Genomic DNA, 26,571 nt, shown 5'->3' with positions numbered 1-26,571 from the left:
CGGCTTGGGGCCATGTTGTCGCAGCGCTCTGGCAGAATCCTCCCGTGGCTCAAGCTATCGATCAACGCATCGCCGAAGAACTCTCGGTCGGCTCCCATCAAGTCCGCGCGGCCGTCGCGCTCCTGGACGACGGCTCCACCGTCCCCTTCATCGCCCGATACCGCAAGGAGGCCACCGAGGGCCTCTCCGACGAGCAGCTGCGCGCCCTCGAGGAGCGCCTCGGGTACCTGCGGGAACTGGAGGCCCGCCGCAAGGCCGTGCTCGAATCCATCGGCGAGCAGGGGAAGCTCACCCCGGAGCTCACCGCGCAGATCGACGCCGCCGACACCAAGGCCCGGCTCGAGGACCTCTACGCGCCGTTCAAGGTCAAGCGCCGCACCAAGGCCCAGATCGCCCGCGAGGCCGGCCTGGAGCCGCTCGCCGACCTCCTGCTGAGTGATCCCTCACAGGACCCGGAGACCGCCGCGGCGGCGTACCTGGACCCCGAGAAGGACGTGGCCGACGCGGCCGCCGCCCTCGCGGGGGCGCGCGCGATCCTCACCGAGCGGTTCTCCGAGGACGCCGACCTCATCGGCGACCTGCGCGAACGCATGTGGCGCAAGGGCAGGATCGTCTCCAGGGTCCGCGACGGCGCCGAGGAGAAGGGCGCGAAGTTCTCCGACTACTTCGACTTCGCCGAGACGTTCACCACGCTCCCCTCGCACCGGGTGCTCGCGCTGTTCCGCGGCGAGAAGGAGGAGGCGCTCTCGCTCGCGCTGGAGCCGGGCGAGACCGAGGCCGACGGGGCCGACTGCGAGGACGTGATCGCCGCCAAGTTCGGCGTCCGCGACGCCGGGCGGCCCGCCGACGCGTGGCTGGCCAAGACCGTCTCGTGGGCCTGGCGCACCCGCATCCTCGTCAAGCTCGGCGTGGACCTGCGGATGCGGCTGTGGCAGCTCGCCGAGGACGAGGCCGTGAAGGTCTTCGCGGCGAACCTGAAGGACCTCCTGCTCGCGGCCCCCGCCGGCCCGAAGGCCGTCCTCGGCCTGGACCCGGGGTACCGCACCGGCGTCAAGGTCGCCGTCGTGGACGCGACCGGGAAGGTGCTCGACGCCACCGCGATCTACCCGCACCAGCCGCAGAACCGCTGGGACGACGCGCTGGCGGTGCTCGGCGCGCTCGTCAAGAAGCACGGCGTGCAGCTCGTCGCCATCGGCAACGGCACCGCCTCCCGCGAGACCGACCGGCTCGCCGCCGACCTCGTCAAGGCGTTCGCGGGCACCGCCGAGCTGTCGAAGATCGTCGTCTCCGAGGCCGGCGCGTCGATCTACTCGGCGTCCGCCTACGCCACCAAGGAGCTCCCGGGCATGGACGTGTCCCTGCGCGGGGCCGTCTCCATCGCGCGCCGCCTCCAGGACCCGCTGGCCGAGCTGGTCAAGATCGAGCCCAAGCACATCGGCGTCGGCCAGTACCAGCACGACCTCACCGAGTCCAAGCTCACCCGCTCGCTCGAGGCGGTCGTCGAGGACGCCGTGAACGCCGTCGGCGTGGACCTCAACACCGCCTCGGCGCCGCTCCTGTCGCAGGTCTCCGGGCTCTCCGAGAGCGTCGCCGCGAACATCGTCGCCTACCGCGACGAGCACGGCCGCTTCGCCGACCGCAAGGCGCTGCTCGGCGTGCCCCGCTTGGGCCCCAAGGCGTTCGAGCAGGCCGCCGGGTTCCTCCGGGTGCCGGGCGGGGCCAACCCGCTCGACGCCTCCGCGGTCCACCCCGAGGCGTACCCGGTCGTAGAGCGGATCCTCGCGGCCACCGGGGCCACGGTGGGCGGGATCGTCGGGGACGCGAAGACGCTCCGCAGGCTCAGGCCGGGCGACTTCGCCGACGAGCGCTTCGGCGTGCCGACGGTCACCGACATCATCGCCGAGCTGGAGAAGCCCGGCCGCGACCCGCGGCCCGAGTTCAAGGCCGCCGCGTTCAAGGAGGGCGTCGAGAAGGTCGCCGACCTCGAACCGGGGATGCTCCTCGAAGGGGCCGTGACGAACGTCGCGGCCTTCGGCGCGTTCGTCGACATCGGCGTCCACCAGGACGGCCTGGTGCACATCTCGGCGCTGGCGAACCGCTACGTCGAGGACCCGCGCGAGATCGTCAAGCCCGGCGACGTCGTCAAGGTGAAGGTGCTGAGCGTCGATTTGCAGCGGCAGCGGATCTCGCTGACGATGCGGCTGGAGGACGAGCCCGAGGCCGGTGGAGGCCGACGCGGTGGGCAGCAGCAAGGCGGCGGCAAGGGCGGCAAGGGGAACGGCGGCCGTCAGCAGCCGCGCCAGCGCGGCGGGCAGCAGGCCGCGCCGCAGAGCGCGATGGCCGAGGCGCTGCGCCGGGCCGGCCTGACGAAGTAGCGGACCGAGGAGCGCCCGGCCGCGGCCGGGCGCTCCTGCCTAGGCTGGGAGGCGTGCTGAACCGCTACTCCGTGCGCGCCGTCGACCTGATCGTCGGCTCCGTCAACGCGGTGATCGTCCTGACGTGGACGCTGATCCAGTGGGCCGTGAAGCGGAACGACACGGAGGGGCTCAACGAGGACCTGGCGTGGGCGATGCTCGCGGTGTCGGTCGCGGCGGTGTTCTTCCGCTCCTCGTTCCCGCTCACGGTGACGCTCGTGACGCTGGTGGCGACCCTGGTGTACTTCCCGGCCTCGTCGATCGACGGGCCGACGCTCATGGGCTTCGCCATCGCGCTGTACACGCTCGCGGCGCTGGGCCGGGTGGTCGCGGCGGGGATCATCGCGGCCTGCACGTTCCTGATCATCGTGGTCTCGGAGGTCATCGCCGACTTCGCGCACATCACCGCGAGCGAGACGTTCATGCTCGGCGGCTGGATCATCGCGATCCCGGCGATCGGCGCGGTCGTGGCGCACCACCGGCGGTACCGGGCCGAGACGGCCGTGGCGCTCGCCGAGACGCAGCGGCGCAGCGTGGCCGAGGAGCGGCTGCGGATCGCCCGGGAGCTGCACGACGCGGTGGGCCACCACCTGTCGCTCATCAACGTGCAGACGGCGGCGGCGCTGCGCAGGCTGCGGCGCGACCCCGGGTTCGCGACGCATGAGACGCTCCAGGTCATCGCCGACACGAGCCGGCTGTCGCTGCGGGAGCTGCGGGCCCTGGTCGGGGTGCTGCGCGATCCCGGCGAGGACGCCCCGACCGGGCCGGGGCCGAGCCTGGACCAGCTGTCGTCGCTGGTGGACGCCGCGCGCGAATCGGGCCTGGAGGTCGACCTGCGGGTGGACGGGCGGGCCGAGCTGCCGGCGACGGTGGACGCGGCCGCGTTCCGGGTGGTGCAGGAGTCGCTGACGAACGTGCTGCGGCACGCCAAGGCGAAGCGCGTCCAGGTGAAGGTGGTGACCGGGACGTCGACACTGGCGGTCTCAGTGGTCGACGACGGGGTCGCCAAGGGCGCCAAGGCTCCCGGGAACGGCCTCATGGGGATGCGCGAGCGGGCCGAGGGGCTCGGCGGTACCTTCTACGCGGGGCCGCTCGACGACGGCGGCTTCACCGTGGAGGCCACATGGCCGTTGGAGGTGGTCGAGTGATCCGCGTGATGCTGGTGGACGATCAGCGGCTGGTGCGGGCCGGGTTCGCCTCGATCCTCGGCGACGAGGAGGACATCGAGCTGGTCGCCGAGGCCGGCGACGGGCGCGAGGCGCTGGAGCTGGCGCGGCGGCACCGCCCGGACGTGCTGCTCATGGACATCCGGATGCCCGGCATGGACGGCCTGGAGGCGACCGAGCGGCTCGGCGCCGACCCGAAGCTCGACGGCGTCAAGGTGGTGATCCTGACGACGTTCGACGAGGACGACTACGTGTACCGGGCGCTGCGCGCGGGCGCGAGCGGATTCCTCCTCAAGGACACCGACCCGGACGAGCTCCTGCACGCGATCCGGGTGGTCGCGATCGGCGAGGCGCTCATCTCCCCCAAGGTCACGCGGCGGCTCATCGGCGAGTTCGCCGGGCGCGTCGCCCGGCCCGAGCCGAGCTCGAGGCTGAACGCGCTCACCGAGCGCGAGACCGAGGTGCTCAAGCTGGTGGCGACGGGCATGAGCAACGACGAGATCGCCGGGACGCTGTTCCTGTCGCCCGCGACGGCGAAGACGCACGTCAGCCGGATCATGTCGAAGCTGTCGGCGCGCGACCGCGCGCAGCTGGTGGTGACCGCGTACGAGTCGGGCCTGGTCCGTCCGACCTGGACCGACGGGGAGTCCTGAGACCGGTCGAGGGCCCGGCCGCGCAGAAGGGCGGGGCCTTCGGCGGGCGCTCCTCGGAGCCGGCGCCGCAGCTCGCCGGCGGGCCGGTGCGACCGGGGGTGTAGTCGCCCGGCCCGGGTGTGGTCCCCCGGGCGTACGGCGGTCGCCCCGTGAAGGTGATGCGGCCGGGCGTTCGCCGCGCCGACAGTGGACCGCATGGAACCACACCTTGCCTCACAACCGCGTTCGGCGATGGCCCGGCTGTCCCACTGGACGCAGCGGCGCCCCTGGATCGCGATCCTCCTCTGGGTCCTCGTGTTCGGCGCGTCGATCGGCGCCTCCGGCGCGGTCGGCTCGGCCTTCGAGGACGACTTCTCCATGCCCGGGACCGAGTCCCAGGAGCTGGCCGACCTGCTCGAGGAGCGCGCGCCCGAGGCGAACGACGTCTCGGTGCAGGTGGTCTTCGCGGCCGACGACGTCGCGGCCGAGCGGGACCGCGTCGACGCGCTCCTGGCCGAGATCGCCGGGATGCCCGGGGTCGCGTCGGTGAACGACCCGTACGCCGAGTACGGGGCGATCGGCGAGGACGGCACCGTCGGGTACGCGACGGCGGTCTTCGACGGCACCGCCGAGGAGGCCGCGGCGCTGCTGCCGCTCGCCGAGGAGGCCTCCGGGGACGGCCTGGAGGTCGCGCTGGGCGGCGACCCGATCCGCGAGGTCGAGGAGGGCGGCGGCGGGGCCGCCGAGGGCGTCGGCATCCTCGCGGCGCTGGTGATCCTCGTGCTCATGTTCGGGTCGTTCCTGGCCGCGAGCCTGCCGCTCATCACCGCGGTGTTCGCCGTGGGGACCACGTTCGGCCTGGCCGTGCTCGTCTCGCACGTCGTGACGCTGCCGACCTTCCTGACGCCGATCCTGTTCCTGGTGGGCCTGGGCGTCGGGGTCGACTACGCGCTGCTCATCTTCGCGCGCTTCCGCTCCGAGCTGCTGGGCGGCGCGAGCCGCAGGGCCGCGGCGGCCGCCGCGCTGGACACGGCCGGGCGCTCGGTCCTGTTCGCCGGCTCCGTGGTGATCATCGCGCTCATCGGCCTGTACGCGCTGGGTCTCGGTGCGCTGCAATCGGTCGCGATCGCGGTGGCGCTGGTGGTCCTGGTGACCATGATCGCCTCGGTGACGCTGCTGCCGGCGCTGCTGGCGCTGTTCGGGAAGCGGATCGAGAAGCGGGTCCGGAGGCACGCCGCGAAGGCGAAGGGCGTGCCGGGGCGGCGCTGGAACGCGTGGTCGCGGTTCGTCGAGAAGCGCGCCTGGCTGGCGATCGTGCTGGTCACCGTCGGGCTGGTGGCGCTCTCGGCGCCGCTGACGGGGCTGCGGCTGGGCTTCGCCGACGCGGGCACCGAGTCCGAGGAGCTGCAGAGCCGCCAGGCGTACGACATGCTCAGCGACGGGTTCGGCAAGGGCTTCAACGGCCCGCTCATGGTGGTCACGGACGGCACCGAGGCCGAGGCGGCGGCCGCGTACGAGGCGGTCGGGGCGCTCGACGCGGTGGAGCAGGCCTCCCCGGCGGTCGAGGTCGCGCCGCAGCTGTGGATGTCGTTCGTGATCGGCACGGGCGGGCCGAGCGACGAGGCGACGGTGGACCTGGTGCACCAGCTGCGCGAGGACCTCGACGGGGTCGAGGGGGTCCAGCTCGTGGGCGGTCCGACGGCCGCGGCGATCGACTTCAGCGACATCATCGAGCAGCGGGCGCCGCTGTTCCTGGTGATCGTGGTGGGCCTGTCGATGCTGCTGCTGATGGCGGTGTTCCGCTCGGTCCTGATCCCGCTCAAGGCCGCGGTGCTCAACCTGCTGACGATCGGCGCGAGCCTGGGCCTGGTCGCCTGGATCTTCCAGGAGGGGCTGCTGGGGACGCAGCCGGGGCCGATCGAGGCGTTCGTGCCGGTGATGAGCTTCGCGATCATCTTCGGGCTGTCGATGGACTACGAGGTGTTCCTGATGTCGCGGATGCGCGAGGAGTGGGTGCGGACCGGCGACGCCGTCGAGGCGGTGCGCAAGGGGCTGGCGTCGACCGGGAGCGTGGTGACCGCGGCGGCGGCGATCATGATCGCGGTGTTCGGGGCGTTCATGTTCAGCGAGTCGCGGATGATGCAGCAGTTCGGGATCGGGATGGCCGCGGCGATCTTCATCGACGCGTTCGTGATCCGCTGCCTGCTGGTCCCGGCGCTGATGAAGGCCATGGGCCGGGGCGCGTGGTGGATCCCGAAATGGCTGGACAGGGTCCTGCCGCACGTGACGGTGGAACCCGAGCCGGAGCGGACGGAGACCGGCCGCGAACCGGCCGCGGTCCGCTAAACCCGAGACAGCGAGGCCCCGGCGCAGCGCGCCGGGGCCTTGATAACACCGCATCAAATTCTGTAGGCGTTGTTCGCCTACAGAATTGCATGCTACAAAAGCAGTATGGACATGATCTCAGTACGCATACCCAAGGACGAGTACGACCGAGCGAAGGGCATAGCCGAGGCGCACGGCGTGCCTGTCACCGAGCACATCCGCCAAGCCCTCGTCGAGGCGAATCTCCAGGCCTACCTCGCCGACGCCGCGGCCGTCCAAGCCGCGGCGGACGCCGTCGGCTTCACGGCCGAATGGGACGCCGATGTCGCGGCCCTGGACGGCGAGGGCCGAGAGTGATCTTCGAGCGTGGTGCGATCTACGAGCGCGGCGACCGTCCCGGCCGCCGCGTCGTCATTCTCTCCACCGGAGAGATCGTTCCCGGCCGCGTCCTGGTCGTTCCCCTGATCGCCTCCCTGGAGTTCGCGAACTCGGCGCCGCGCTCGCTCCAGGTCATGACGCCCGAGCCGGCCTGGATCAGCCCAGGGCATGTGACGGCGTTCCCCACCAACGGACTCGGCGATCACCTCGGCCAGGCCGAGGCCGGGCCCGTGGAAGTCTGCCGGGTGATCCTGTCCGCCAAGCTCGCCTGACCCGCTTCGAGTGTGCGGCATCGTGTCGGGTTTTCAAGGAAACCGCGTCGGTTCGTCGTGTTGGGGCTAGCCTCGGATGCATAGTGTTATCGCAGGTGGAACGGGGTGGTTGCGGTGCTCGAACTGCTCGCTCGGAGTTGGGCCTGGGTGCTGGCCCGCGGTATCTTCACCGTCCTCTTCGGGGCCCTCGCGGTCTTCTGGCCCGAGATCACGCTGGTCGCCCTCGTCATCCTGTTCGGCGCCTACGCCATCGTGGACGGGGCCGGCATCCTGGCCATGGGCCTGCGGCGGTCCTCCGGGCGCGGATTCCTCATCGTCGTCGGCGCCCTCGGGATCATCGCCGGGCTGGTCGCGCTGCTCTGGCCCGACATCACCGCGCTCGTGCTCCTGTACGTCATCGCGATCTGGGCGATCGTCACCGGCGTCGGCTCGATCGTCTCCGGTCTCGGGCTCTCCCGCGATGCGGGCGGGCGCTGGCTCTTCATCCTCTCGGGGCTCGCCGGCGTGGTGCTCGGGATCCTGCTGCTCGCCGATCCCGGTTCGGGGGCGGTCGCGCTCGTGGTGACCATCGGGTTCTTCGCGATCATCTGGGGGATCATCACCGTCATGACGAGCGTGCGGCTCCGCAGGCTCGCCAAGGAGCTTGACGCGTGGTAAGGCTTCCTGGATATTTACTCTTGTAAATGTCCGGCGACGGAGCGCGAGGTTGGGCGCGGCTCCGCACACCCCTGATCGGAGTCCCATGACACGACTTCCCAGCCTGCTGCGCGGCGCCATCGCGCTCGTCGCGGGCGTCCTGTTCGCGCTCGCGGCCGCCGCACCGGCGGCGGCCGCACCGGTCCCCTTCACGGTGAGCGACACCGGCGAGGACTACTGCACCTTCTACGAGGCCACCGGGGAGGCCGAGTGGCCCGACTTCGTCGTCCAGCCGACCGTGGCGATCACCGGCAAGGCCTCGACCACGATCGCCGACGACCGGCCCTGCCTCGACGTGGTGCCGTTCCCGCGCCACGTCCGGTTCACCGCCCACTCGCACGACTGGCCCGTGGCCGAGCACCGCGTGGCGCTGCCTGACACGGAGTCGTCCTTCGCGTTCGACTTCGAGCTGAACGCCGAGGCGGGCGCGTCGATCGATTACGTGACGGTGGCCGTCTGCCTCACCGACGACCTCGGCACCGGGCCCGTCGAGGTCTGCGACGAGCCCGTCCTGCTCCAGCCGGGTTCCTAGCGGCGACGCGGAGCGGCCCGCGCGAAGGCGCGGGCCGCTCCGCTGCGTCTCAGCGCTGCGCGGCCCAGTCGTTCCAGGCCTCGACCTGCTCGCGGACCCGGGCGAGCTGGTCGGCGACGGCCTTCGGGCCCGTCGAACCCGGCGTGGTGCGGGCGGCGAGCGCGCCGTCCACGTCGAGCACCTGCTTCACCGACGGGTCCAGGTCGGCCGAGATGGCCGCCAGGTCCGCGTCCGCGATCTCGTGGAGCTCGATGCCCCGCGCCTCGCAGTGCGCCACGCACGCGCCCGCGGTCTCGTGGGCGCTGCGGAACGGAACACCCTTGCGCACCAGCCAGTCCGCGATCTCCGTGGCCAGGCTGAAGCCCTTCGGGGCGCTCGCGCGCGGCACCTCCGCGTTGAACCGCATGGTCTCGACCATGCCCGTGACGGCGGGCAGGAGGAGCGCCAGGTTGTCCAGGGAGTCGAAGACCGGCTCCTTGTCCTCCTGGAGGTCCTTGTTGTACGTGAACGGCAGGCCCTTGAGCGTCACGAGGAGGCCCGTCAGGTTGCCGACCAGGCGGCCCGCCTTGCCGCGGGCCAGTTCGGCCACGTCCGGGTTCTTCTTCTGCGGCATGATCGAGGAGCCCGTGGAGAACGCGTCGTCGAGCACGACCCAGCCGAACTCGTGGCTCGACCAGAGGATGACCTCCTCCCCCAGGCGGGAGAGGTGCACGCCGATCATCGAGCAGGCGAACAGCAGCTCGGCGGCGAAGTCGCGGTCCGAGACGCCGTCCATCGAGTTCGCCGCGGGCGCGTCGAAGCCGAGCTCCTCGGCCACGGCGACCGGGTCCAGCGGGAGCGAGGAGCCCGACAGGGCGCCCGACCCGAGCGGCGAGACGGCGGCGCGCCGGTCCCAGTCGCGCAGGCGCTCCAGGTCCCGCAGGAAGCCCTGCGCGTGGGCCAGGAGCTGGTGTCCCAGGGTGACCGGCTGCGCGTGCTGGAGGTGGGTCATGCCTGGCGCGGGCGCGTCCACCACCGCGGCGGCCTGCTCGGCGAGCGCGTGCACCAGCGCGGCCACGTCGGCGGCCAGACCGCGGGCGTGGTCGCGGCAGTACAGGCGCAGGTCCGTGGCGATCTGGTCGTTGCGCGAGCGGCCCGCGCGGAGCTTGCCGCCCAGGTCGCCGAGGCGCTCCACGAGGCCGCGCTCGAGCGCGGTGTGGACGTCCTCGTCGCTGATCGTCCCGGTGAACGCGCCGGAGGCGACGTCCTCGCCGAGGGCGTCGAGCGCACCGAGCATCGCGGCGAGTTCGCCGGCGTCCAGCAGCCCCGCGCGGTGGAGCACGCGCGCATGGGCCTTGGAGGCCTTGAGGTCGTACGGCGCCAGCCGCCAGTCGAAGCCGATCGAGGCGTTCAGGGCTTCGAGGGCGGCGGCGGGGCCGCCCGTGAAGCGGCCCCCCCACAGTTTCGCCATTACTCGGCCTTGGCCCGCTCGTTCCGGGCGGCGGCGAGCTTGGCCGGGAGGCTCCACAGCTCGACGAAGCCGCGCGCGTTCGACTGGTCGAACGCGTCGCCCTCGTCGTAGGTGGCCAGGTCGAAGTCGTAGAGGCTGGTCTCGGAGCGCCGGCCGGTGACGGTGGCCTTGCCCGCGTGGAGCGAGAGCCGCACCTCGCCGGTGACGTGGGTCTGGGCGTCGGCGATGAACGCCTCGAGGCTCTGCTTCAGCGGCGAGAACCACAGGCCGTCGTACACGAGCTCGCCCCAGCGCTGGTCGACCGTGCGCTTGAACCGGGCCTGCTCGCGTTCGACGGTGACGTTCTCGAGCTCCATGTGGGCGGCGATCAGGGTGATGCCGGCCGGGGACTCGTAGACCTCGCGGGACTTGATGCCCACGAGCCGGTCCTCGACCATGTCGATCCGACCGATGCCCTGGGCGCCGGCGCGCTCGTTGAGCTCCTTGACGAGGTCGAACGCGGACTTCTCGACGCCGTCGAGGGCGACGGGCCTGCCGCCGATGAAGGTGACGACCACCTCGTCGGCCTCGCGGGCCTCGGCCGGGTCCTGGGTGTAGTCGTAGATGTCCTCGATGGGGCCGTTCCAGATGTCCTCGAGGAAGCCGGTCTCGACGGCGCGGCCCCACAGGTTCTGGTCGATCGAGTACGGGGACTTCTTGGTCACGTCGATCGGGAGGCCCTTCTCCTCGGCGAACGCGATGGCCTTGTCCCGGGTCCAGGCGAAGTCGCGGGCGGGGGCGACGACCTTGAGGTGCGGGGCGAGGGCGGCGAGGCCGGCCTCGAAGCGGACCTGGTCGTTGCCCTTGCCGGTGCAGCCGTGGGAGACGATCGTGGCGCCGTGCTTCTCGGCGGCGGCCACGAGGTGCTTGACGATGAGCGGCCGGGACAGGGCGGAGACCAGGGGGTAGCGGTCCATGTAGAGCGCGTTGGCGGCCACGGCCGGGAAGCAGTAGTCGGCGGCGAACTCCTCGCGGGCGTCGACGACCTCGGCGACGACGGCGCCGCAGCCCAGGGCGCGCTGCTTGATGACGTCCATGTCCTCGCCGCCCTGGCCGACGTCGATCGCCACGGCGATCACCTCGGCGTCGAGCTGCTCGGCCAGGTACGGGATCGCTACGGACGTGTCGAGGCCGCCCGAGTAGGCGAGCACTACTTTCTCGGTCATTGCTGGTTCTCCTTTATTCCCTGGGTGGTCGTGTAGGGGTCTGGCGCCTTGCCGGCCCAATGAAGCATCTGCTCGGCCACCTGGCCGCCGGTGACGCCGTCGCGGGCGATCACGGCGATCGTGTCGTCCCCTGCGATGGTGCCGATGACGTCGGCCAGGCCCGATCGGTCGATCGCGCTGGCGAGGTACTGGGCCGCGCCGGGCGGGACGCGCAGGACGGCCATGTTGGCCGAGTGGTCGGCGCCGACGAGCAGCTCCCGCAGGAGGCGCTGGAGCCGGTCGGGGGCGGCCTCGGCGTCGCGCAGGGGCCGTTCGCCCTCAGCGAAGATCGAGTAGACCGCGGAGCCGCCGTCGGTGCCGCGGACCTTGACCGCGCCGAGCTCCTCGAGGTCGCGCGAGAGCGTCGCCTGGGTGGCCTCGATGCCGTCGGCGGCGAGGAGGTTCGCCAGCTCGGTCTGGGAGCGGATCGCGCGGGTCGAGATCAGCTCGACGATGCGGGCCTGCCTGGCGGCCTTGGTGGTCGGCTGGTTCACTGCGACTCCTTCACGAGCCACGCGAGGAGGGCCTTCTGGGCGTGGAGGCGGTTCTCGGCCTGGTCGAACACGCGCGACTGCGGGCCGTCTAGACACTCGTCGGTGATCTCCTCGCCGCGGTGGGCCGGGAGGCAGTGCAGCACGATCGCGTCGTCGGCGGCGTGGGCGAGCAGGCCGGCGTTGAGCTGGTAGGCGTGCAGTTCGCCGAAGCGCTTGGCGCTGTCGGCCATGCCCATCGAGACCCACGCGTCGGTGGAGACCACGTCGGCGCCCGCGACCGCCTCGACGGGGTCGGCGGTGACGGTGACCGACCCGCCCGTGGCGGCGTTGATCCGCGCGGCGCGCTCGAGGACCTCGGCGGCGGGCTGGTAGCCCTCGGGGGCGCCGACGCGGACGTGCATCCCGGCGAGGGAGGAGGCGATGACCGTGGAGTTGCCCATGTTGAAGGCGGCGTCGCCGAGGTAGGCGATGCTCGTGCCCTTGAGCGGCCGGTGCTCGGCGATGGTCTGGAGGTCGGCCAGGAGCTGGCAGGGGTGCCAGCCGTCGGTGAGCGCGTTGACGACCGGAACGGTGGCGGGCTCGGCGAGCTCGGCGATCCGGTCGTCGCCGAAGGTGCGGATCACGATGGCGCTGACGTACCGGGACAGGACCCGGGCGGTGTCGGCGACGGACTCGCCGCGGCCGAGCTGGGTGGACTGGGCGTCGATGACCACGGAGTGGCCGCCGAGCTCGGCGATGCCGACGTCGAACGACAGCCGGGTCCGGGTGGAGGGCTTCTCGAAGACGACCGCGACGGACTTGGGGCCCGCGAGGGGGCGGTGGGCGTGGCGGTCGGCCTTCATCTTGGCGGCGAGGTCGAGGATCTCGGCCTGCTGCGCGGGGGTGATGTCGTCGTCCTTGAGAAAGTGCCTCACGCCCGGTAGAGCCTGGTGCTGCTGAGCTGCGTTGAGAGTCACGGTCGACCTCCCGGGTGCGGAGCTCCGTGGGGCGCAGCCCCTCCGGTTCGGGGAGAGGCGTCGCGAAGCGGCGCCGGCGGGCGGGGCGACGGGTGCGGGACGATGGCGTCGAGGGCTTCGATGAGCTTGTCGCAGAACGCGTCGAGCTCGGGCCGGGTGATGGTGAGCGGCGGGGCGATCCGGACCGTGTCGGGCCGGGGCGCGTTGGCGAGCACGCCGAGGCCGATGAGGTGGCCGACCACCTCGGCCGCGACGGGCTCGGCGAGGTTGATGCCGCGCCACAGGGCCTGGCCGCGGACCTCGGTGACCCGCGGGTCGGCGGCGAGCCGGGCGTCGAGGTGCTCGCCGAGGGCGAGGACGTTCGCGAACAGGTGCTCGCGCTCGATCGTGTCGATCACGGCCAGGGACGCCGCGCACGCGATGGGGTTGCCGCCGAAGGTGGAGCCGTGCACGCCCTTGGTGAACAGCGCGGCGGCCTCCTCGGTGGCGAGGACCGCGCCGATCGGGACGCCGCCGCCGAGGCCCTTGGCGAGGGTCACGACGTCGGGGACGATCCCTTCGGCGTGGTGGGCGAACCAGGCGCCGGTGCGGCCGAAGCCGGACTGGATCTCGTCGAGGACGAGCAGGGCGTTGCTCGCGGTCGTGAGCTCCCGCGCGGCCTCGAGGTAGCCGGGGGGCGAGGGCACGACGCCGGTCTCGCCCTGGGTCGGTTCGAGGAACACCGCGGCGACCGAGTCGTCGACGGCGGCCTTGAGGGCGTCGGCGTCGCCGTAGGGCACGAACACGACGTCGCGGCCCAGCGGCTCGAACGGCTCGCGGATCGCGGCCTTCCCGGTGATGGACAGGGCGCCGAGGGACCGGCCGTGGAAGCCGTTCTCGGTGGCGACGATCCTGGTGCGGCCCAAGGCGTTGCCGTGGAGCAGCGCGAGCTTCAGCGCGGCCTCGTTGGCCTCGGTGCCGGAGTTGCACAGGAAGACCCGGCCGGGGTGGCCCCACAGCTCGAGGAGCTTCTCGGCGAGCTCGACCTCCTTCTCGTGCAGGAAGAGGTTCGAGGTGTGGGCGAGCCGCGCGGCCTGGCCCGCGACGGCCTCGACCAGCGCGGGGTGGTCGTGCCCCAGGCTGGAGACGGCGATGCCGCCGATCATGTCGAGGTAGGTGTTGCCGTCCACGTCGGTGACGGTGCGGCCCTCGCCTTCGCGGATCGCGACGGGCGGCAGGCCGTAGTTGCCCATGAGGGCCTTGGCGTACCGGTCCTTGAGCTGCTGGGAGTAACTCACTGCTCCTCCATGACCATGGTGCCGACGCCGTCGGAGGTGAAGATCTCCAGCAGCGTCGAGTGGGGGACGCGCCCGTCGATGACGTGCGCCTGGGGGACGCCGCCCTTGACCGCGCGCAGGCAGGCCTCCATCTTCGGGACCATGCCCGCCTGGAGGGAGGGCAGCATCTCGGCGAGCCGGTCGGTCGAGATCTGCCGCAGGAGCGAGTCCTTGTCCGGCCAGTTCTCGTACAGCCCTTCGACGTCGGTGAGGACGATGAGCTTCTGCGCGCCGAGGGCCTCGGCGAGCGCGGCCGCGGCGGTGTCGGCGTTGAGGTTGTAGAGGATGCCGTCGTGGTCGAGCGCGACCGTGGAGACCACGGGGATGCGCCCGGCGGCGATGAGGTCGTCGACGGCGGCGGTGTTGACGGACGCGACGTCGCCGACGCGGCCGACGTCGACCCGCTCGCCCTCGACCTCGGCCCAGCGCCGCTTGGCGGTGAACAGCTGGGCGTCCTCGCCGGACATGCCGACGGCGAAGGGGCCGTGGTTGTTGATGAGGCCCACGAGCTGGCGCCCGACCTGGCCGACCAGGACCATCCGGACCACGTCGGCGGTCTCGGGGGTGGTGACCCGCAGGCCGCCCTTGAACTCGGAGGCGATGTCGAGCTTCGCGAGCATGGAGGAGATCTGGGGGCCGCCGCCGTGCACGACGACCGGCTTGATGCCGACGTAGTGCAGGAACACCATGTCGGCTGCGAACGCGGCCTGGAGCTCGGGGTTGATCATGGCGTTGCCGCCGTACTTGACCACCACGATGGAGCCGGTGAAGCGCTGGAGCCACGGGAGGGCCTCGATGAGGGTCTCGGCCTTCCCGAGGGCCTTCTGGAGGTTCGGTGCGAGGTCGTCTATCGCGCTCATGTGCTGTACGCCGAGTTCTCGTGGACGTAGTCGTGGGACAGGTCGTTGGTCCAGATCGTGGCCGAGGCCGCGCCGTTGTGGAGGTCGATGTCGATCGCGACGGCGCGGTCCTTCAGGTCCACGAGGTCGCGCGGCTCCCCGGCGGCGCCGGCCTTGCAGATCTGGACGCCGTTGACGGCGACGTCGACCTCGTCGGCGTCGAAGGGGGCCTTGGCGACGCCGACGGCGGCGAGGATGCGGCCCCAGTTGGGGTCGCCGCCGAACATGGCGGTCTTGACGAGGCTGTCGCGGGCGACGCAGCGGCCGACCTCGACCGCGTCGTCCTCGGTCGCGGCGCCCGAGACGGTGATCGCGATGTCCTTCGTGGAGCCCTCGGCGTCGCTCAGGAGCTGGTGCGCGAGGTCCTTGCACAGGTCGGTGAGCGCGGTGATGAACTCGTCCGCCTCGGCTTCGACGCCGGAGGCGCCGGAGGCGAGCAGGAGCACGGTGTCGTTGGTGGACATCGAGCCGTCGGAGTCGAGCCGGTCGAACGAGTACCGGCAGGCGGTGCCGAGCGCGGTGTCGGCCAGCGGGTGGTCGACCACGGCGTCGGTGGTGAGGACGACGAGCATGGTCGCCAGGCCGGGGGCGAGCATCCCGGCGCCCTTGGCGACGCCGCCGACGCTCCAGCCCGCGGGGCTGGTCACGACCGCGTTCTTGGCGACGGTGTCGGTGGTCATGATCGCGGTCGCGGCGGCCTCGCCGCCGTCGGCGGCCAGCGCGGCGGCGGCGGCCTCGACGCCCGGCAGGAGCTTGTCCATCGGGAGCTGCTCGCCGATGAGGCCGGTCGAGCAGACCGCGACCTCGGCCGCGCCGCAGCCGAGGAGGGCGGCGGTCTTCTCGGCGGTGGCGTGCGTGTTCTGGAAGCCCTCGGCGCCGGTGCAGGCGTTCGCGCCGCCGGAGTTGAGGACGACGGCCTTGAGCCGGCCGTAGGTGAGGACCTGCTGGGACCACTTGACGGGGGCGGCCTTGACGCGGTTGCCGGTGAAGCGGCCCGCGGCGACCTGGAGCGGGCCGTCGTTGACGACCAGCGCCACGTCCGGCCTGCCGGAGGGCTTGAGCCCGGCGGTGACGCCGGAGGCCTGGAAGCCCTTGGGAGTCGTGACGGTCACGGGGCCACTCCGTTCACGGTGAGGCCCGCGGCCTCGGGGAGGCCGAGCATGAGGTTGGCGCACTGGACGACCTGCGCGGCCGCGCCCTTGCCGAGGTTGTCGATCGCGGCGGTCACGATGATCCGGCCGGAGTCCTTGTCGACGGCGCCCTGGAGCTGGACGGCGTTGGTGCCGAGGGTCGAGGCGGTCGCGGGCCACTGGCCCTCGCGCAGGACGTGGACGAAGTGCTCGCCGTCGTAGGCCTTGGCGAGCGCGGCCCGCACGTCGGCGGCGGTGGCCTCGCCGGCGGCCTTGGCGGTCACGGTCGAGAGGATGCCGCGCGGCATGGGGGCCAGCAGCGGGGTCAGCGAGAGCGAGGTCGCGCCGGTGGCCTGCTTGATCTCGGGGACGTGCTGGTGGGCGCCGACCTTGTAGGGGCTGATCGACCCGGCGACCTCGGAGGCGAGCAGGTGCTTCTTGGGGGCGTTGCCCGCGCCGGTGGTGCCGGAGGCCGCGACGACCACGACGTCCTCGGGGGAGGCGATCCCGGCGTCCAGGAGCGGCCGGAGGCCGAGGATGGTCGCGACGGCGTAGCAGCCGGTCGCGGCGACCCGGGTCGCGGCGGCGATCTCCTCGCGCTGGCCGGGCAGTTCGGGGAGGCCGTAGGTCCAGGTCCCGGCGTGGGGGCCGGGGTAGTAGGCCTCCCAGGCCGCGGCGTCCTCGAGCCGGTGGTCGGCGCCGAGGTCGACGATCTTCTGCTCGGCGGGGAGCTGGGCGGCGAGCGCGGCGGACTGGCCGTGCGGGAGGGTCATGATCACCAGGTCGGCCTCGGCGAAGGCCTCCGGGGTGGTCGGGGTGAAGCGTCGGTCGCCGTAAGCGGTGAGGTGGGGGTGGACTGCGGTGATGTGCTCACCGGCGTTGCTGTGCGCGCCCGCGGCGACGACGTCGAGCTGCGGGTGGTCGGCGAGCAGCCGCAGCACCTCGCCTCCCGCGTAGCCGCTGGCGCCCGCCACGGCGACCTGGTACGTCACTGGAACCTCCATTTGAATGACTATGCAGAGAACTGTATCAGCATTCAATGGAAGGCCGGAAGCGATATTCCGGTGTGTGGGATGTGACTGTCGCCCCTGTTCGTGGTCGTCGGCCACCGGAAGTACTGCTCTCAGCGCGCCTGCTCGCGGGCGAAGATGGCGGCCTGGACGCGGCTGGCGAGGCCGAGCTTGGCGAGCACGCGGGTGACGTGGGACTTCACGGTGGCCTCGGCCATCCCCAGCTCGGCGGCGATCTCCGCGTTCGACATGCCCTCGCCGATGAGGGCGAGGACTTCGGTCTCGCGCGGGGTCAGACTCGCGAGGCCGGCGTCGTCGACGCTGATGGGGGCGTACGCGGGACGCGAGCGCGCGAACTCGGCGATGAGGCCGCGGGTGACGGCCGGGGAGATGAGGCCGTCGCCGCGCGCGATGGTGCGCACCGCCTCGACCAGGGTCTCGGCGTCGGCGTCCTTCAGCAGGAACCCGCTGGCGCCGGCGCGCAGGGCGTCGAACACGAAGCCGTCCTCGCCGTAGCTGGTGAGGACCAGGACGTCGGCGGTGCCGCGCAGCTCGGCGGCCGCGGCGATGCCGTCCTTGCGGGGCATGCGCACGTCCATGACGACCACGTCCGGGGACAGCTCCCTCGCGAGGTCGACCGCCTCGACGCCGTCGGCGGCCTCCCCGACCACCTCGATGTCCTCGGAGCTGTCGAGCAGCATGCGCAGGCCGGCGCGAACGGCGGCATGGTCGTCGGCGAGCAGGACCCTAATCATCAGTGTTCACTCCGGTTCGGGGAAGGCGAGCGCAGCGAGCCGGATTGGCCGCAGCAGGCGCGGTGCGCCTTCGGTGTCGGGCGGCGGCGGGCGACGGGTGGGCGCGACGGGTGCGGACCACACAGCGTTCACTCCGGTTCGGGGAAGGCGAGCGCAGCGAGCCGGCTGGGCGGGGCGACGGGTGCGGGTCATCGGTGCTCACTCCGGTTCGGGAAGCGGTGGGCGGCGGGCCCGGGCTGCGGTGCGGGATCGTCGAGGCCGCCGGTCGGGATCTCGGCGCGGACCCGCCAGCGGCGGCCCTCCGGCCCCGCCCGCACGTCGCCGCCCAGGAGCCGGACGCGCTCGGTCATCCCGACCAGCCCCGCTCCCCCGCCGGGTACGTGGCCGCCGCCCGGGCGCACCGCGTTCTCGACCTCGACCACGACCCGCCGCTCCTCGTAGCGGATCGCGACGGCGGCGTCCGAACCGTGCTTCAGCACGTTCGTCAGCGCCTCCTGGACCACCCGGTAGGCGGTGAGCTCGACCTCGCCCGGCAGCGGCCGCGCCGGCCCGTCGACCGCGAAGTCCACGACGAGGCCGGCCTTGCGCATCCGCTCGACCAGCCCGGCCACCTGGTCGAGTCGGAAGGACGCCAGCTCCTCCCCCTCGCCGGTCCCGTTGTCCGCGGCGCGCAGGAGGCCGATGATGCGCCGCAGCTCGGCCAGGCCCTCGACGCTGGAGGAGCGGATCGCGGCCACGGAGCTCCGCATCGTCTCGGCGTCGAGGTCCTTGCGGGCCTGGAGGGCCGTGGACTGGAGGGCGATCGCCGACAGGTAGTTGGCGACGGTGTCGTGCAGCTCGCGCGCCATGAGGGTCCGCTCGCGCAGCACCGCCTCGCGGCGGCGCACGTCCGCCAGCCGCACGGCCTGCTCGGCCCGCTCGGCCTCCAGCATCGCCCGGTCGTGGCCCTGGCGCACGATGATCGCGGTGAACACCGGGGAGACGAGCACGAGCGCGGCGATCGCGAGCATGGTGATCACCGCCGCGGCCCTGCCGTCCATGATCCCGATGTAGGCCCCGGTCGCCAGCACGAACGCGATCACGACCGGCACCATGATCCGCAGCCCGCGCCGGGACCCGTAGCGGGCGTAGGCGTACAGGTTGTCGGTGTAGACGAACACGACCGCCATCGAGAAGCCGATCGCGATCTCGATGCCGAAGCCCACGGTGCCGAGGGCGAGGGTCACGCCGGGCCAGGCCCGGCGCAGCACCACGCCGGTGCAGACCAGGGCCAGCGGCACGTACCGCACGAGGTGCGGCACCTCGATGCCGAACCGCTCGTAGCTGCCGAGCGCGAACAGCGAGGACCCCGCGGCGAACAGCAGAACGGCGGCGACGACGTCGGCGCGCTTGACGCGGTCGATGCGGCGGGGCGGGCGGCTCATGCCCCCATCCCATCACGTCCGGGGCGCGGCGGCCTCAGTCCTGGTGCGGAAGGGGCCCTCCGACTTTCGTCGCACCCCGTTGCGGGCGCCGCGGGCGAGGGACCATCATGGTCCCGTGAACGAACCGAAGCAATCCTCGGCTGCGAGCCCCTCCCACGACCGGCCGGAATGGGACCGGTACTCGGGCGTCCTGCGGACCTTCGTGATGCTGAACGCGCTGCTGGCGTTCGCGCTCGAGATGGCCATGCTCGTCTTCGTCGCCTGGTGGGCCCTGGAGCTCGACCTCGACGGCTGGTGGGCGCGCCTGCTCGTCGCGGCGGCGGCCGTGGGCGCACTGGTGGTCCTGTGGGGCGCGTTCGCGGCCCCGAAGGCGCGGATACCGCTGCCGCTGTGGGGGTCCCTGGCGGTCAAGGCGATCGCGTTCGGGGCCGGGACGGCGGCGCTGTGGGACCTGGGCCTCCCGGCGGCGGCGATCGCGTTCGCGGTGGTCGCGGTCGCGAACACCGCCGTGGCGGCCTACGTCAGGCGCCCGCGCTGAGCTGCCGGAGCAGGGCGCCGATCAGCTCGATCGACCAGGTCGGGTCGTCGGTGGGGTAGCCGGTGGGCCAGTCCTCGATCTCGTTGACGGCGGTGCTGAAGAGCCCGATGACGGCCACGAGGTAGATCGCCCAGAACACGACCGAGGCGACGCCGATCCAGCCGAGCACGATCCCCGCGGTCGCGAAGCCCTCGCCCTGCTCGCCGCGCTCGGCGATCTGGCGCTTGGCGATCATGCCGAAGATGAGGCCCAGGATCGAGATGGGGTTGCAGACGCCGACGATGCCCATGATCATCGCGGCGATCGCCAGGCCGTTCGTGGGCCGCGGCGGCATGTACGGGTACCCGTAGGGCGGGTACGGCGCGTACGGCGGCGGCACCTGCTGCGGTTGGGGCTCTTGGTGGTCGGGGTCGGGCGTCGACATGGGGGCAACCTTTCGGGAGGTCCGGGCCCCACCAGCTTAAGCGGCCGGTGCCCGCCCCGGGGTCCTGGCCGGTCGGCGCGGACTCGCGCAGGGCGCGCTCGCGGTCGAGCAGCGGCGACAGGACCCGCCACAGGAGCGTCGCCACGGCCCAGCCGAGGGCGGCCCCGGCGATCGTGTCGCTCAGCCAGTGGGCGTGCTGCCAGGTCCGGGCCCACATCATCGCCATGGTGAGCAGCACCGCGGCGGGCCACCAGAGCCGCAGGCGCCGGGCCGGGATCGCGACCACGGCGATGATCACCACGAACGCGGCCATGCGGGCGCTGTGCCCGGAGGGGAACGCGAAGGAGGCGGTGTCGACCATGATGTCGGCCGGGCGCGGGCGCTCGGGGACGGATTTGACCACGTCGACCACCAGCGAGGTGGCCGCGACCGCCGCGCACGCGTAGACGGCCGAGCGCCAGCGGCGCATGAGCAGGAGGACGACCACGCCGACCGCGAGGACGGCGAGGCCCGGTTCCGCGCCGAAGCGGTTGAGGCCCTCGGCGAGGTGCCACCACAGGCCCGAGTCGGGGCCGCCGACCAGGCCGTTCCACCCGTCGTCCATGGCCTGCCAGGGCGGCCCGGCCGGGTCGGCCCGGATCCACAGGGCGTCGCCGAGCACGGCGAGCGGGACGAGGACCGCCAGCGCGAGCGCGGTCCGGGAGGCGGGGAAGCGGTTGGGCGTCAAGGCTAGAGGTTCGAGGCGGCGTTGGCGGCGCCGATGACGGCGATGATCACGATGAGGAAGTAGAGGGCCCAGAAGACCGTGAAGCCCACCGAGACCCAGCCCAGGACGCGCCCGGCCTTGGCGAGGGGGCGGCCGATGCCCATGCCGGCGTCGATCTGGCGCTCGGCGGTCTTGCCGAACGCGAGGCCCATGATGCCCAGCGGCGAGGCCACGAACAGCATGCCGCACACGAGCGCCGCCACGGCCTTGCCGTTGATCTCGGGGCCGGACTGGTACGGCTGGTAGTACGGTCCGGGCGGTGGAGGGGGCGGCGGCGGCACGGGCTGCTGGTACGGGTCGGGAGCGGACATGCGGGTCCTCCTCGGTCAGGGTGTGGTCGCATGGTAGCCCACGCGGTCGGCGGCGATCAGCACCAAGGCCAGCCGCAGTCCTCAGTGGTGGTCTCCTCTTCGGAGGAGGTCGTGGGCGGGTCCGGCTCCTCCTCTGAGGAGGTGGTCGGGTCGGGCTCGGGTTCGGGCTCCTCGGAGGTCTCCTCCTCCTGCTCGGTCTCGGTCGGCGACTCGCTCGGCGACTCGGCCTCGGTGCAGCCCTCGATGTCGGGGTTGGCCTGGCAGTACTCGCTGTCGGGGTCGATCCGGCCGTCCTCGTCGGCGATGCCGTCGGTCAGGTCGTCGCCGGCGCCCGAGGCGCCGGGCAGCTCCTCGGCCTCGTAGTCGTTGACCTCGATGGCGGTGTCGATGACGTTGCGCCACAAGGGCACGCCGCCTTCGGAGGCGGCCGAGCCGTTGGCCCAGGCGGCGACGCTCAGCTGCGGTATGGCGCCGACGAACCAGGACTGGGTGGTCTCGCCGTGGAAGTCGGCGGCGACGCCGAAGAAGTCGCGGTCCTCGATGGCCTCGCTCTCGCCGAGGCCGGTGAACTGGAGGTCCTGGGCGGTGGTCTCGGCGATGGCCTGATCGGTGCGGATGCCCTGGGCGGGTTCGACGGTGCGGCCCTCGCCGTCGACGACCCGCTCGATGAAGTGGGTGTCGGCGTGGACGCCGTCGGCGGCGATGGTCGCGTAGACGCCGGCCATGTCGACCACGCTGACGGGGTAGCTGCCGAGGCCGGCGGCGTCGAGCCCGTCGAAGTCGCCCGCGGCGACGTCGCGGAGGACGCCCTCGTCGTCGGCGATCGCGGTGAGGCCCATGGCGCCGGCGGTCTCGAGCACCTCGGCGACGCCGTACTCCGCGGCGACGGCGTCCATGGCCGCGGTGCGCGACTCGCGGACCGCCTGGACGAGGGTGACGTCGGCTTCGGCGTCGCTCCACCAGGACTCGAGGGAGGCGCCCGCTTCGAGCGCGGTCGCGGCGGTGACCATGTCGAACACCGAGGACGGCGGGTGCGGGGCGTCGGGGCCGAGCTGGTCGGCGCCGGTCTCGGCCTCGGCCCCGTAGTAGCAGCGGACGGCGCCGGTGCCGGGTTCGACGGCGACGACCCCGGCTTCGCCGGAGGTCTCCTCGGCGGCCTCCTGGAGGGCCCGGTCGAGGGTGAGCACGACGCGGGGGCCGTCCGGGCGGGCGGCCGCGTCGTAGAGCTCGTCGGGGTCCAGGCCGTAGCGGGCCGCGAGTTCGGCGTGGACGCCGGCGGCCAGGGCGGGGTGGGTGTCGGCGAAGTCGGCGGGGAGGGCCTGGCCGTCGGCGTACAGGAGCGCGGCGTGCTCCTCGCCGCCGGAGCCGGAGGCCTCCTCGGGGAGGTTGCCCAGGACGATGGAGACGCCGACGGCGACGACGAGGCTCACCGCCCCGGCGACGGCCAGGTGCAGCTTGTTGAAGCGCACGTCGCCGAGCCGGCCGGGGAGGGGGACGGCGAAGGGGAGCGCCGGCCCCGCGCGCCGCTTGCCGCTGTACGAGGAGCCGCGGGCACCGGCCCGGTGACTGCCGGGCGGGGGTCCGCCCTCGGAGCCGGTCCGCCCCCGCCGCCTGCCAACGTGAGAGGGGTTCCCGTTATTCACACCACGTACCTTAAAAGGCGCGGACCATACGACAAGCCGCGGCTCCGGCCCTACCGTGTGTCACCGGGCGACACGGACAATGCGAAAAGGCGCAGCCGCACGGGTGTGCGGCTGCGCCCCAAGGGTTCGCGCAGTGTCAGACGCGGATCGCGGCGCCGAAGCGGTCGGCCGCGACGGCGACGGCCGCGTCGCGCACGGCCACGCCCTCCTCGTTGGTGAGCGTCCGGTCGGCCGCGCGCAGCTCCAGCTTGAACGCCAGCGACTTGCGGTCCTCGCCGAGCTTCGCGTCCCGGTAGACGTCGAACAGCCGCAGGCCGTCGAGCAGCTCCCCGGCGCCCTCGCGCAGCGCGGCCTCGACCTCGCCGGCCGGGACGGCCTCGGCCACCACGACCGCGACGTCGATGAGCACGGCCGGGAAGTGCGAGATCACCGGCGCGGGCGCGAGGTCCGGCAGCGGCAGCGCCGTCAGGTCCAGCTCCATGGCGACCGTGCGCTTCGGCAGGCCCAGGCGGTCGCAGACCTCCGGGTGCAGCTCCCCCGCGTGGCCGACCGGCAGGCCGCCCACGCGCAGCTCCGCGCACCGCCCCGGATGCCACGGCGCGGCCTCGCCCTGGGCCGTCTCGAGCTTCACGCCCGAGGCCTCGGCGACGACCTCGGCGGCCTCGACCGCGTCGGCCCAGTCCACGGCCCGGCCGGGCGCGTCGACCCCGGCGGGCACGGCCTGCCCGCACAGGACGGCGGCCACATGGCGCGGCTGCGCCGGCAGGCGGCGGACGGCGGCGGCGATGTCCTCGTCCTCGGGCCGCCGCGACACCGGCAGCGCCACGGCGTCCAGCCCGGTCCAGCCCTCGGCGGGCTGGAAGACCAGGCCCTCCTCGAACACCGCGAGGTCCCTCGCGCCGCGCGCCAGGTTGGTCCTGACGGCGTTCACCAGGGTCGCCAGCACGGTGGTGCGCAGCAGCGGCGCGGCGTCGTCGAGCGGGTTGAGCACGGCGACGGCCTCGCGCTGCGGGTCCTTCTCGTCCAGGCCGAACTCGTCGGCGCGCTCGCGGGAGACGAACGGGAACGTGTAGGCCTCGGTGAACCCGTTGTCCGCCAAGGCGCGCGCCACCCGGCGGCGGCGCCGCTGCGCGGACGTCAGGCCGGTCCCGGCGATCGCCCGCGGGACGCTGGAGGGGATGTGGCCGTAGCCGTGGAGCCGGGCCACCTCCTCGACCAGGTCGGCCGGGTCGGTCAGGTCGGGGCGCCAGGACGCGGGCACCACGGTCAGGACGTCGCCGCCCTCCACCGTGCCCTCCTTGACCTTGCCGCCCACGACCTCGCACCCGGCCGCCTCGAGCATCGCCACGACCAGGTCGCGGTCGTACTCGACGCCGATGGTCCGCGACGGCAGGTCCACCGGCATCACGACCGGCTCAACCGGCTCGCGGCGGTCGACGTCGGCGACCTCCGCGACGAGGGTCCCGCCGCCGTACTCGACCAGCAGGTCGGCCGCGCGCTGGGCCGCGAGCAGCGAGAGCGCCGGGTCCGCGCCGCGCTCGTAGCGCTTCGAGGCCTCGGAGGTCAGCTTGTGCCGCCGCGAGGTGCGGGCGATCGAGACCGGGTCCCAGTGCGCCGCCTCGATGAGCACGTTGCGGGTGGCGGGCCCGACCTCGGAGGTCTGGCCGCCCATGACGCCGGCCAGCGACAGCGGTCCGGTCCCGTCGCAGATGACCATGTCCTCGGGGTCGAGCATCCGGTCGACGTCGTCGAGCGTCCGCAGCGTCTCGCCGGCCTTCGCGCGGCGCACCACGAGGACGTCCTCGAGCGCGTCGCGGTCGAAGGCGTGCAGCGGGTGGCCCAGCTCGAGCATCAGGTAGTTCGTGACGTCGACCGCGAGGCCCAGCGGGCGCATCCCGGCCTGGACGAGGCGCTTGGCCATCCACTCGGGCGCCTCGGCGTTCGCGTCCACGTCGCGCACCTCGCGCAGCGTGAAGCGGGTGCAGCCGTCGGTCTCCACGCGCACCGGGTAGGGCGGGTACTCGGTGGCCTCGGGCTCGGCGGCCTTCGCGGCCGGGTCGGTGAAGGCGGTGCCGAGGCGGTGCGCCACCTCGCGGGCGACGCCGCGCACCGAGAAGCAGTAGCCCATGTCCGGGGTGATCGCCAGCTCGAACACGACGTCGTCGAGGCCGACCAGCGGCCGCGCATCCTCGCCCACGGTGCCCTCGGGCAGGACGATGATGCCCTCGTGGTCGTCGGAGACGCCGAGCTCGCGGGCCGAGCAGATCATGCCGTCGGAGAGGCGGCCGTAGGTCTTGCGGGAGGCGATCTGGAAGCCGCCGGGCAGCTCCGCGCCCGGCAGCGCGACCACGACGAGGTCGCCTTCGGCGAAGTTCCTCGCGCCGCAGATGATCGAGCGCGGCTCGGCCTCGCCGACCTCGACCCAGCAGTGGCGGATCGGCTTCTTGAACTCGGTCAGCTCCTCGATCGAGGCGACGCGGCCGACCACCAGCGGACCGGTCACGCGGCCGCGCAGGTCGTCGACCTCCTCGACCTCGAGGCCGGCCTCGACCAGCGCGGCGTCGAGCGCCTCGGTGGTCAGGTCGGCGGGCAGCGCGGCGTACTCGGCGAGCCAAGAGACGGGAATCCTCATCGGTTACTCCTCCACTCGCAGTCCGGCCGGGAACCGGACGTCGCCGTCGATGATGTCGCGCAGGTCGGTGATGCCGTGGCGCAGCATGAGCGCCCGTTCGACGCCCATGCCGAACGCGAAGCCCGAGTAGACGTCGGGGTCGATCCCGCAGGCGCGCAGCACGCGCGGGTTGACCATGCCGCAGCCGCCCCACTCGATCCAGCGGGCGCCGTCCTTGTGCGCGGCGAACCAGACGTCCACCTCGGCGCTGGGCTCGGTGAACGGGAAGTACGAGGGCCGCAGGCGGGTGACCGCGCCGGGCCCGAAGACCGACTTCGCGAAGTGGTCGAGGGTGCCCTTGAGGTCGGCCATGGTGATGCCCCGGTCCACGACGAGGCCCTCGGTCTGGTGGAACACCGGCGAGTGCGTCGCGTCGACCTCGTCGGTGCGGTACACGCGGCCGGGCGCGACCGTGTAGATCGGCGGCTCCTGCGCGAGCATGGTGCGGATCTGCACGGGCGAGGTGTGGGTGCGCAGCACCATGTTCGAGCCGTACCCGCCCTCGCCGTCGGCGATGTGGAACGTGTCCATCATGGTCCGGGCCGGGTGGTCGGGGTGGATGTTGAGCGCGTCGAAGTTGAACCACTCGAGCTCGACCTCGGGGCCCTCGCCGATCTGGTAGCCCATGGCCGTGAACAGGTCGGCGATGCGGTCCATCTGGACGCTGATCGGGTGGCGCGCGCCCTGGCGGCGGCGCGGCGTGCGGGCGGTGACGTCGACGGTCTCCTCGCGGAGGACCCGGGCGGCCTCGGCGGCCTCCAGGAGCTCCTTGCGGGCCTCGTAGACGGCCGTGATCTCGGTGCGGGCGGCGTTCACGTTGCGCCCGGCCTCGCCGCGCTCCTTGCCGGGGATCGAACCGATCGCCCTGCGGGCCAAGGAAACCGGGGCCTTGTCGCCGAGTACGGCGGTCTTGGCGGCGGCGAGCTCCCCGAGGTTCGCGGCGGCTTCGACGGCCGCGGCGGCGTCTTTGACGGCCCTGGCGAGGGCCTCGGGCTGGAGCAGGCCAGCCTCGTTCTCTGCGTTCATCGTCTTCTCTCCTGGCGGGACCTGTAGGAGTCTAAGGAAGGCGCGCGGCTCGGCCGCAGCCCGCCAGGAGGATGTGGACGGCTAAGGCCACAGCCCGCA

At 72.7% G+C, this 26,571-nt stretch carries 24 protein-coding genes and 1 pseudogene; 9 read left to right on the top strand and 16 right to left on the bottom strand.

The window, feature by feature from the left end; all coding sequences use genetic code 11:
* The first annotated feature begins 44 nt into the window (after nt 1-44).
* The 8 genes from LO763_RS13835 to LO763_RS13800 all read left to right on the top strand — a co-directional run bounded on the left by LO763_RS13835 (nt 45) and on the right by LO763_RS13800 (nt 8,415).
* The gene (locus LO763_RS13835; RefSeq protein ID WP_369431982.1) at nt 45-2,375 is read left to right on the top strand and encodes a Tex family protein; all 2,331 of its coding nucleotides are present in this window, start codon (nt 45-47) and stop codon (nt 2,373-2,375) included.
* Between the two features lie 53 nt (nt 2,376-2,428).
* A complete protein-coding gene (locus LO763_RS13830; protein WP_230603064.1) occupies nt 2,429-3,562 on the top strand; it encodes a sensor histidine kinase in 1,134 nt (377 codons plus the stop codon).
* Entirely contained in the window at nt 3,559-4,233 is a 675-nt protein-coding gene (locus tag LO763_RS13825) for a response regulator transcription factor (RefSeq protein WP_230603062.1), read from the top strand. Before LO763_RS13830 ends, LO763_RS13825 begins: the two co-directional genes overlap by 4 nt.
* A gap of 195 nt (nt 4,234-4,428) precedes the next feature.
* On the top strand, nt 4,429-6,558 hold the full coding sequence (locus LO763_RS13820) for an MMPL family transporter (RefSeq protein ID WP_230603060.1): 2,130 nt from the start codon (nt 4,429-4,431) through the stop codon (nt 6,556-6,558).
* A gap of 111 nt (nt 6,559-6,669) precedes the next feature.
* On the top strand, nt 6,670-6,894 hold the full coding sequence (locus LO763_RS13815; RefSeq protein ID WP_230603058.1) for a hypothetical protein: 225 nt from the start codon (nt 6,670-6,672) through the stop codon (nt 6,892-6,894).
* Nucleotides 6,891-7,187 carry a hypothetical protein gene (locus LO763_RS13810; protein ID WP_230603056.1) on the top strand — a complete coding sequence of 99 codons (297 nt, stop codon included), beginning with the start codon at nt 6,891-6,893 and terminating at the stop codon, nt 7,185-7,187. Before LO763_RS13815 ends, LO763_RS13810 begins: the two co-directional genes overlap by 4 nt.
* A gap of 114 nt (nt 7,188-7,301) precedes the next feature.
* On the top strand, nt 7,302-7,844 hold the full coding sequence (locus LO763_RS13805) for an HdeD family acid-resistance protein (RefSeq protein ID WP_230603054.1): 543 nt from the start codon (nt 7,302-7,304) through the stop codon (nt 7,842-7,844).
* A gap of 85 nt (nt 7,845-7,929) precedes the next feature.
* Nucleotides 7,930-8,415 (top strand): hypothetical protein, encoded by a 486-nt coding sequence (locus LO763_RS13800; protein WP_230603052.1) that lies wholly within the window; start codon nt 7,930-7,932, stop codon nt 8,413-8,415.
* Between the two features lie 49 nt (nt 8,416-8,464).
* Here LO763_RS13800 and argH read toward each other — a convergent pair whose 3' ends face one another.
* The 10 genes from argH to LO763_RS13750 form a co-directional block, all read right to left on the bottom strand.
* Entirely contained in the window at nt 8,465-9,865 is a 1,401-nt protein-coding gene (gene argH, locus LO763_RS13795) for an argininosuccinate lyase (protein WP_230603050.1), read from the bottom strand.
* Nucleotides 9,865-11,070: an argininosuccinate synthase gene (locus LO763_RS13790; RefSeq protein WP_230603048.1), complete on the bottom strand. Its 1,206-nt coding sequence runs from the start codon at nt 11,068-11,070 to the stop codon at nt 9,865-9,867. The genes argH and LO763_RS13790 overlap by 1 nt, the downstream gene beginning before the upstream one ends.
* Nucleotides 11,067-11,603: an arginine repressor gene (locus LO763_RS13785; RefSeq protein ID WP_230603046.1), complete on the bottom strand. Its 537-nt coding sequence runs from the start codon at nt 11,601-11,603 to the stop codon at nt 11,067-11,069. The genes LO763_RS13790 and LO763_RS13785 overlap by 4 nt, the downstream gene beginning before the upstream one ends.
* Complete coding sequence (argF, locus tag LO763_RS13780; RefSeq protein WP_230603044.1) at nt 11,600-12,517, bottom strand: ornithine carbamoyltransferase; 918 nt, start codon at nt 12,515-12,517, stop codon at nt 11,600-11,602. The genes LO763_RS13785 and argF overlap by 4 nt, the downstream gene beginning before the upstream one ends.
* A 38-nt stretch (nt 12,518-12,555) precedes the next feature.
* Nucleotides 12,556-13,836: an acetylornithine transaminase gene (locus tag LO763_RS13775; RefSeq protein WP_230603042.1), complete on the bottom strand. Its 1,281-nt coding sequence runs from the start codon at nt 13,834-13,836 to the stop codon at nt 12,556-12,558.
* Nucleotides 13,833-14,735: an acetylglutamate kinase gene (gene argB / locus LO763_RS13770; RefSeq protein WP_230603040.1), complete on the bottom strand. Its 903-nt coding sequence runs from the start codon at nt 14,733-14,735 to the stop codon at nt 13,833-13,835. The genes LO763_RS13775 and argB overlap by 4 nt, the downstream gene beginning before the upstream one ends.
* Nucleotides 14,732-15,886 (bottom strand): bifunctional glutamate N-acetyltransferase/amino-acid acetyltransferase ArgJ, encoded by a 1,155-nt coding sequence (gene argJ, locus LO763_RS13765; protein WP_230603038.1) that lies wholly within the window; start codon nt 15,884-15,886, stop codon nt 14,732-14,734. Before argJ ends, argB begins: the two co-directional genes overlap by 4 nt.
* A complete protein-coding gene (argC, locus tag LO763_RS13760; protein ID WP_369431989.1) occupies nt 15,883-16,896 on the bottom strand; it encodes an N-acetyl-gamma-glutamyl-phosphate reductase in 1,014 nt (337 codons plus the stop codon). The genes argJ and argC overlap by 4 nt, the downstream gene beginning before the upstream one ends.
* 131 nt (nt 16,897-17,027) lie before the next feature.
* On the bottom strand, nt 17,028-17,669 hold the full coding sequence (locus tag LO763_RS13755; RefSeq protein WP_230603035.1) for a response regulator: 642 nt from the start codon (nt 17,667-17,669) through the stop codon (nt 17,028-17,030).
* Nucleotides 17,670-17,857: 188 nt separating this feature from the next.
* Nucleotides 17,858-19,093 (bottom strand): sensor histidine kinase, encoded by a 1,236-nt coding sequence (locus tag LO763_RS13750; RefSeq protein ID WP_230603033.1) that lies wholly within the window; start codon nt 19,091-19,093, stop codon nt 17,858-17,860.
* Nucleotides 19,094-19,208: 115 nt separating this feature from the next.
* Here LO763_RS13750 and LO763_RS13745 point away from each other — a divergent pair, with 115 nt between their 5' ends.
* Entirely contained in the window at nt 19,209-19,631 is a 423-nt protein-coding gene (locus LO763_RS13745) for a YrdB family protein (RefSeq protein WP_230603031.1), read from the top strand.
* On the opposite strand, the gene LO763_RS13740 is transcribed toward LO763_RS13745, so the two are convergent.
* From LO763_RS13740 to pheS, 6 genes and pseudogenes are all read right to left on the bottom strand, one after another.
* A complete protein-coding gene (locus LO763_RS13740; protein WP_230603029.1) occupies nt 19,615-20,055 on the bottom strand; it encodes a DUF4190 domain-containing protein in 441 nt (146 codons plus the stop codon). The genes LO763_RS13745 and LO763_RS13740 overlap by 17 nt on opposite strands.
* 178 nt (nt 20,056-20,233) lie before the next feature.
* Nucleotides 20,234-20,524: pseudogene (locus LO763_RS29850) on the bottom strand (phosphatase PAP2 family protein); the annotation flags it as partial.
* A gap of 260 nt (nt 20,525-20,784) precedes the next feature.
* On the bottom strand, nt 20,785-21,132 hold the full coding sequence (locus LO763_RS13730) for a DUF4190 domain-containing protein (protein ID WP_230603027.1): 348 nt from the start codon (nt 21,130-21,132) through the stop codon (nt 20,785-20,787).
* A 56-nt stretch (nt 21,133-21,188) separates the two neighbouring features.
* The gene (locus LO763_RS13725; protein ID WP_230603026.1) at nt 21,189-22,601 is read right to left on the bottom strand and encodes a penicillin-binding transpeptidase domain-containing protein; all 1,413 of its coding nucleotides are present in this window, start codon (nt 22,599-22,601) and stop codon (nt 21,189-21,191) included.
* 310 nt (nt 22,602-22,911) lie between these two features.
* A complete protein-coding gene (gene pheT / locus LO763_RS13720; protein ID WP_230603024.1) occupies nt 22,912-25,407 on the bottom strand; it encodes a phenylalanine--tRNA ligase subunit beta in 2,496 nt (831 codons plus the stop codon).
* Nucleotides 25,408-25,410: 3 nt separating this feature from the next.
* A complete protein-coding gene (gene pheS / locus LO763_RS13715) occupies nt 25,411-26,472 on the bottom strand; it encodes a phenylalanine--tRNA ligase subunit alpha (protein WP_230603022.1) in 1,062 nt (353 codons plus the stop codon).
* Nucleotides 26,473-26,571 lie beyond the last annotated feature (99 nt).

It is taken from the genome of Glycomyces amatae, assembly GCF_020991375.1.
Taxonomy (GTDB): domain Bacteria; phylum Actinomycetota; class Actinomycetes; order Mycobacteriales; family Micromonosporaceae; genus Glycomyces; species Glycomyces amatae.
The sequence above is the reverse complement of the archived record's forward strand: the minus strand, read 5'-3'. Positions and strand labels throughout refer to the sequence as shown.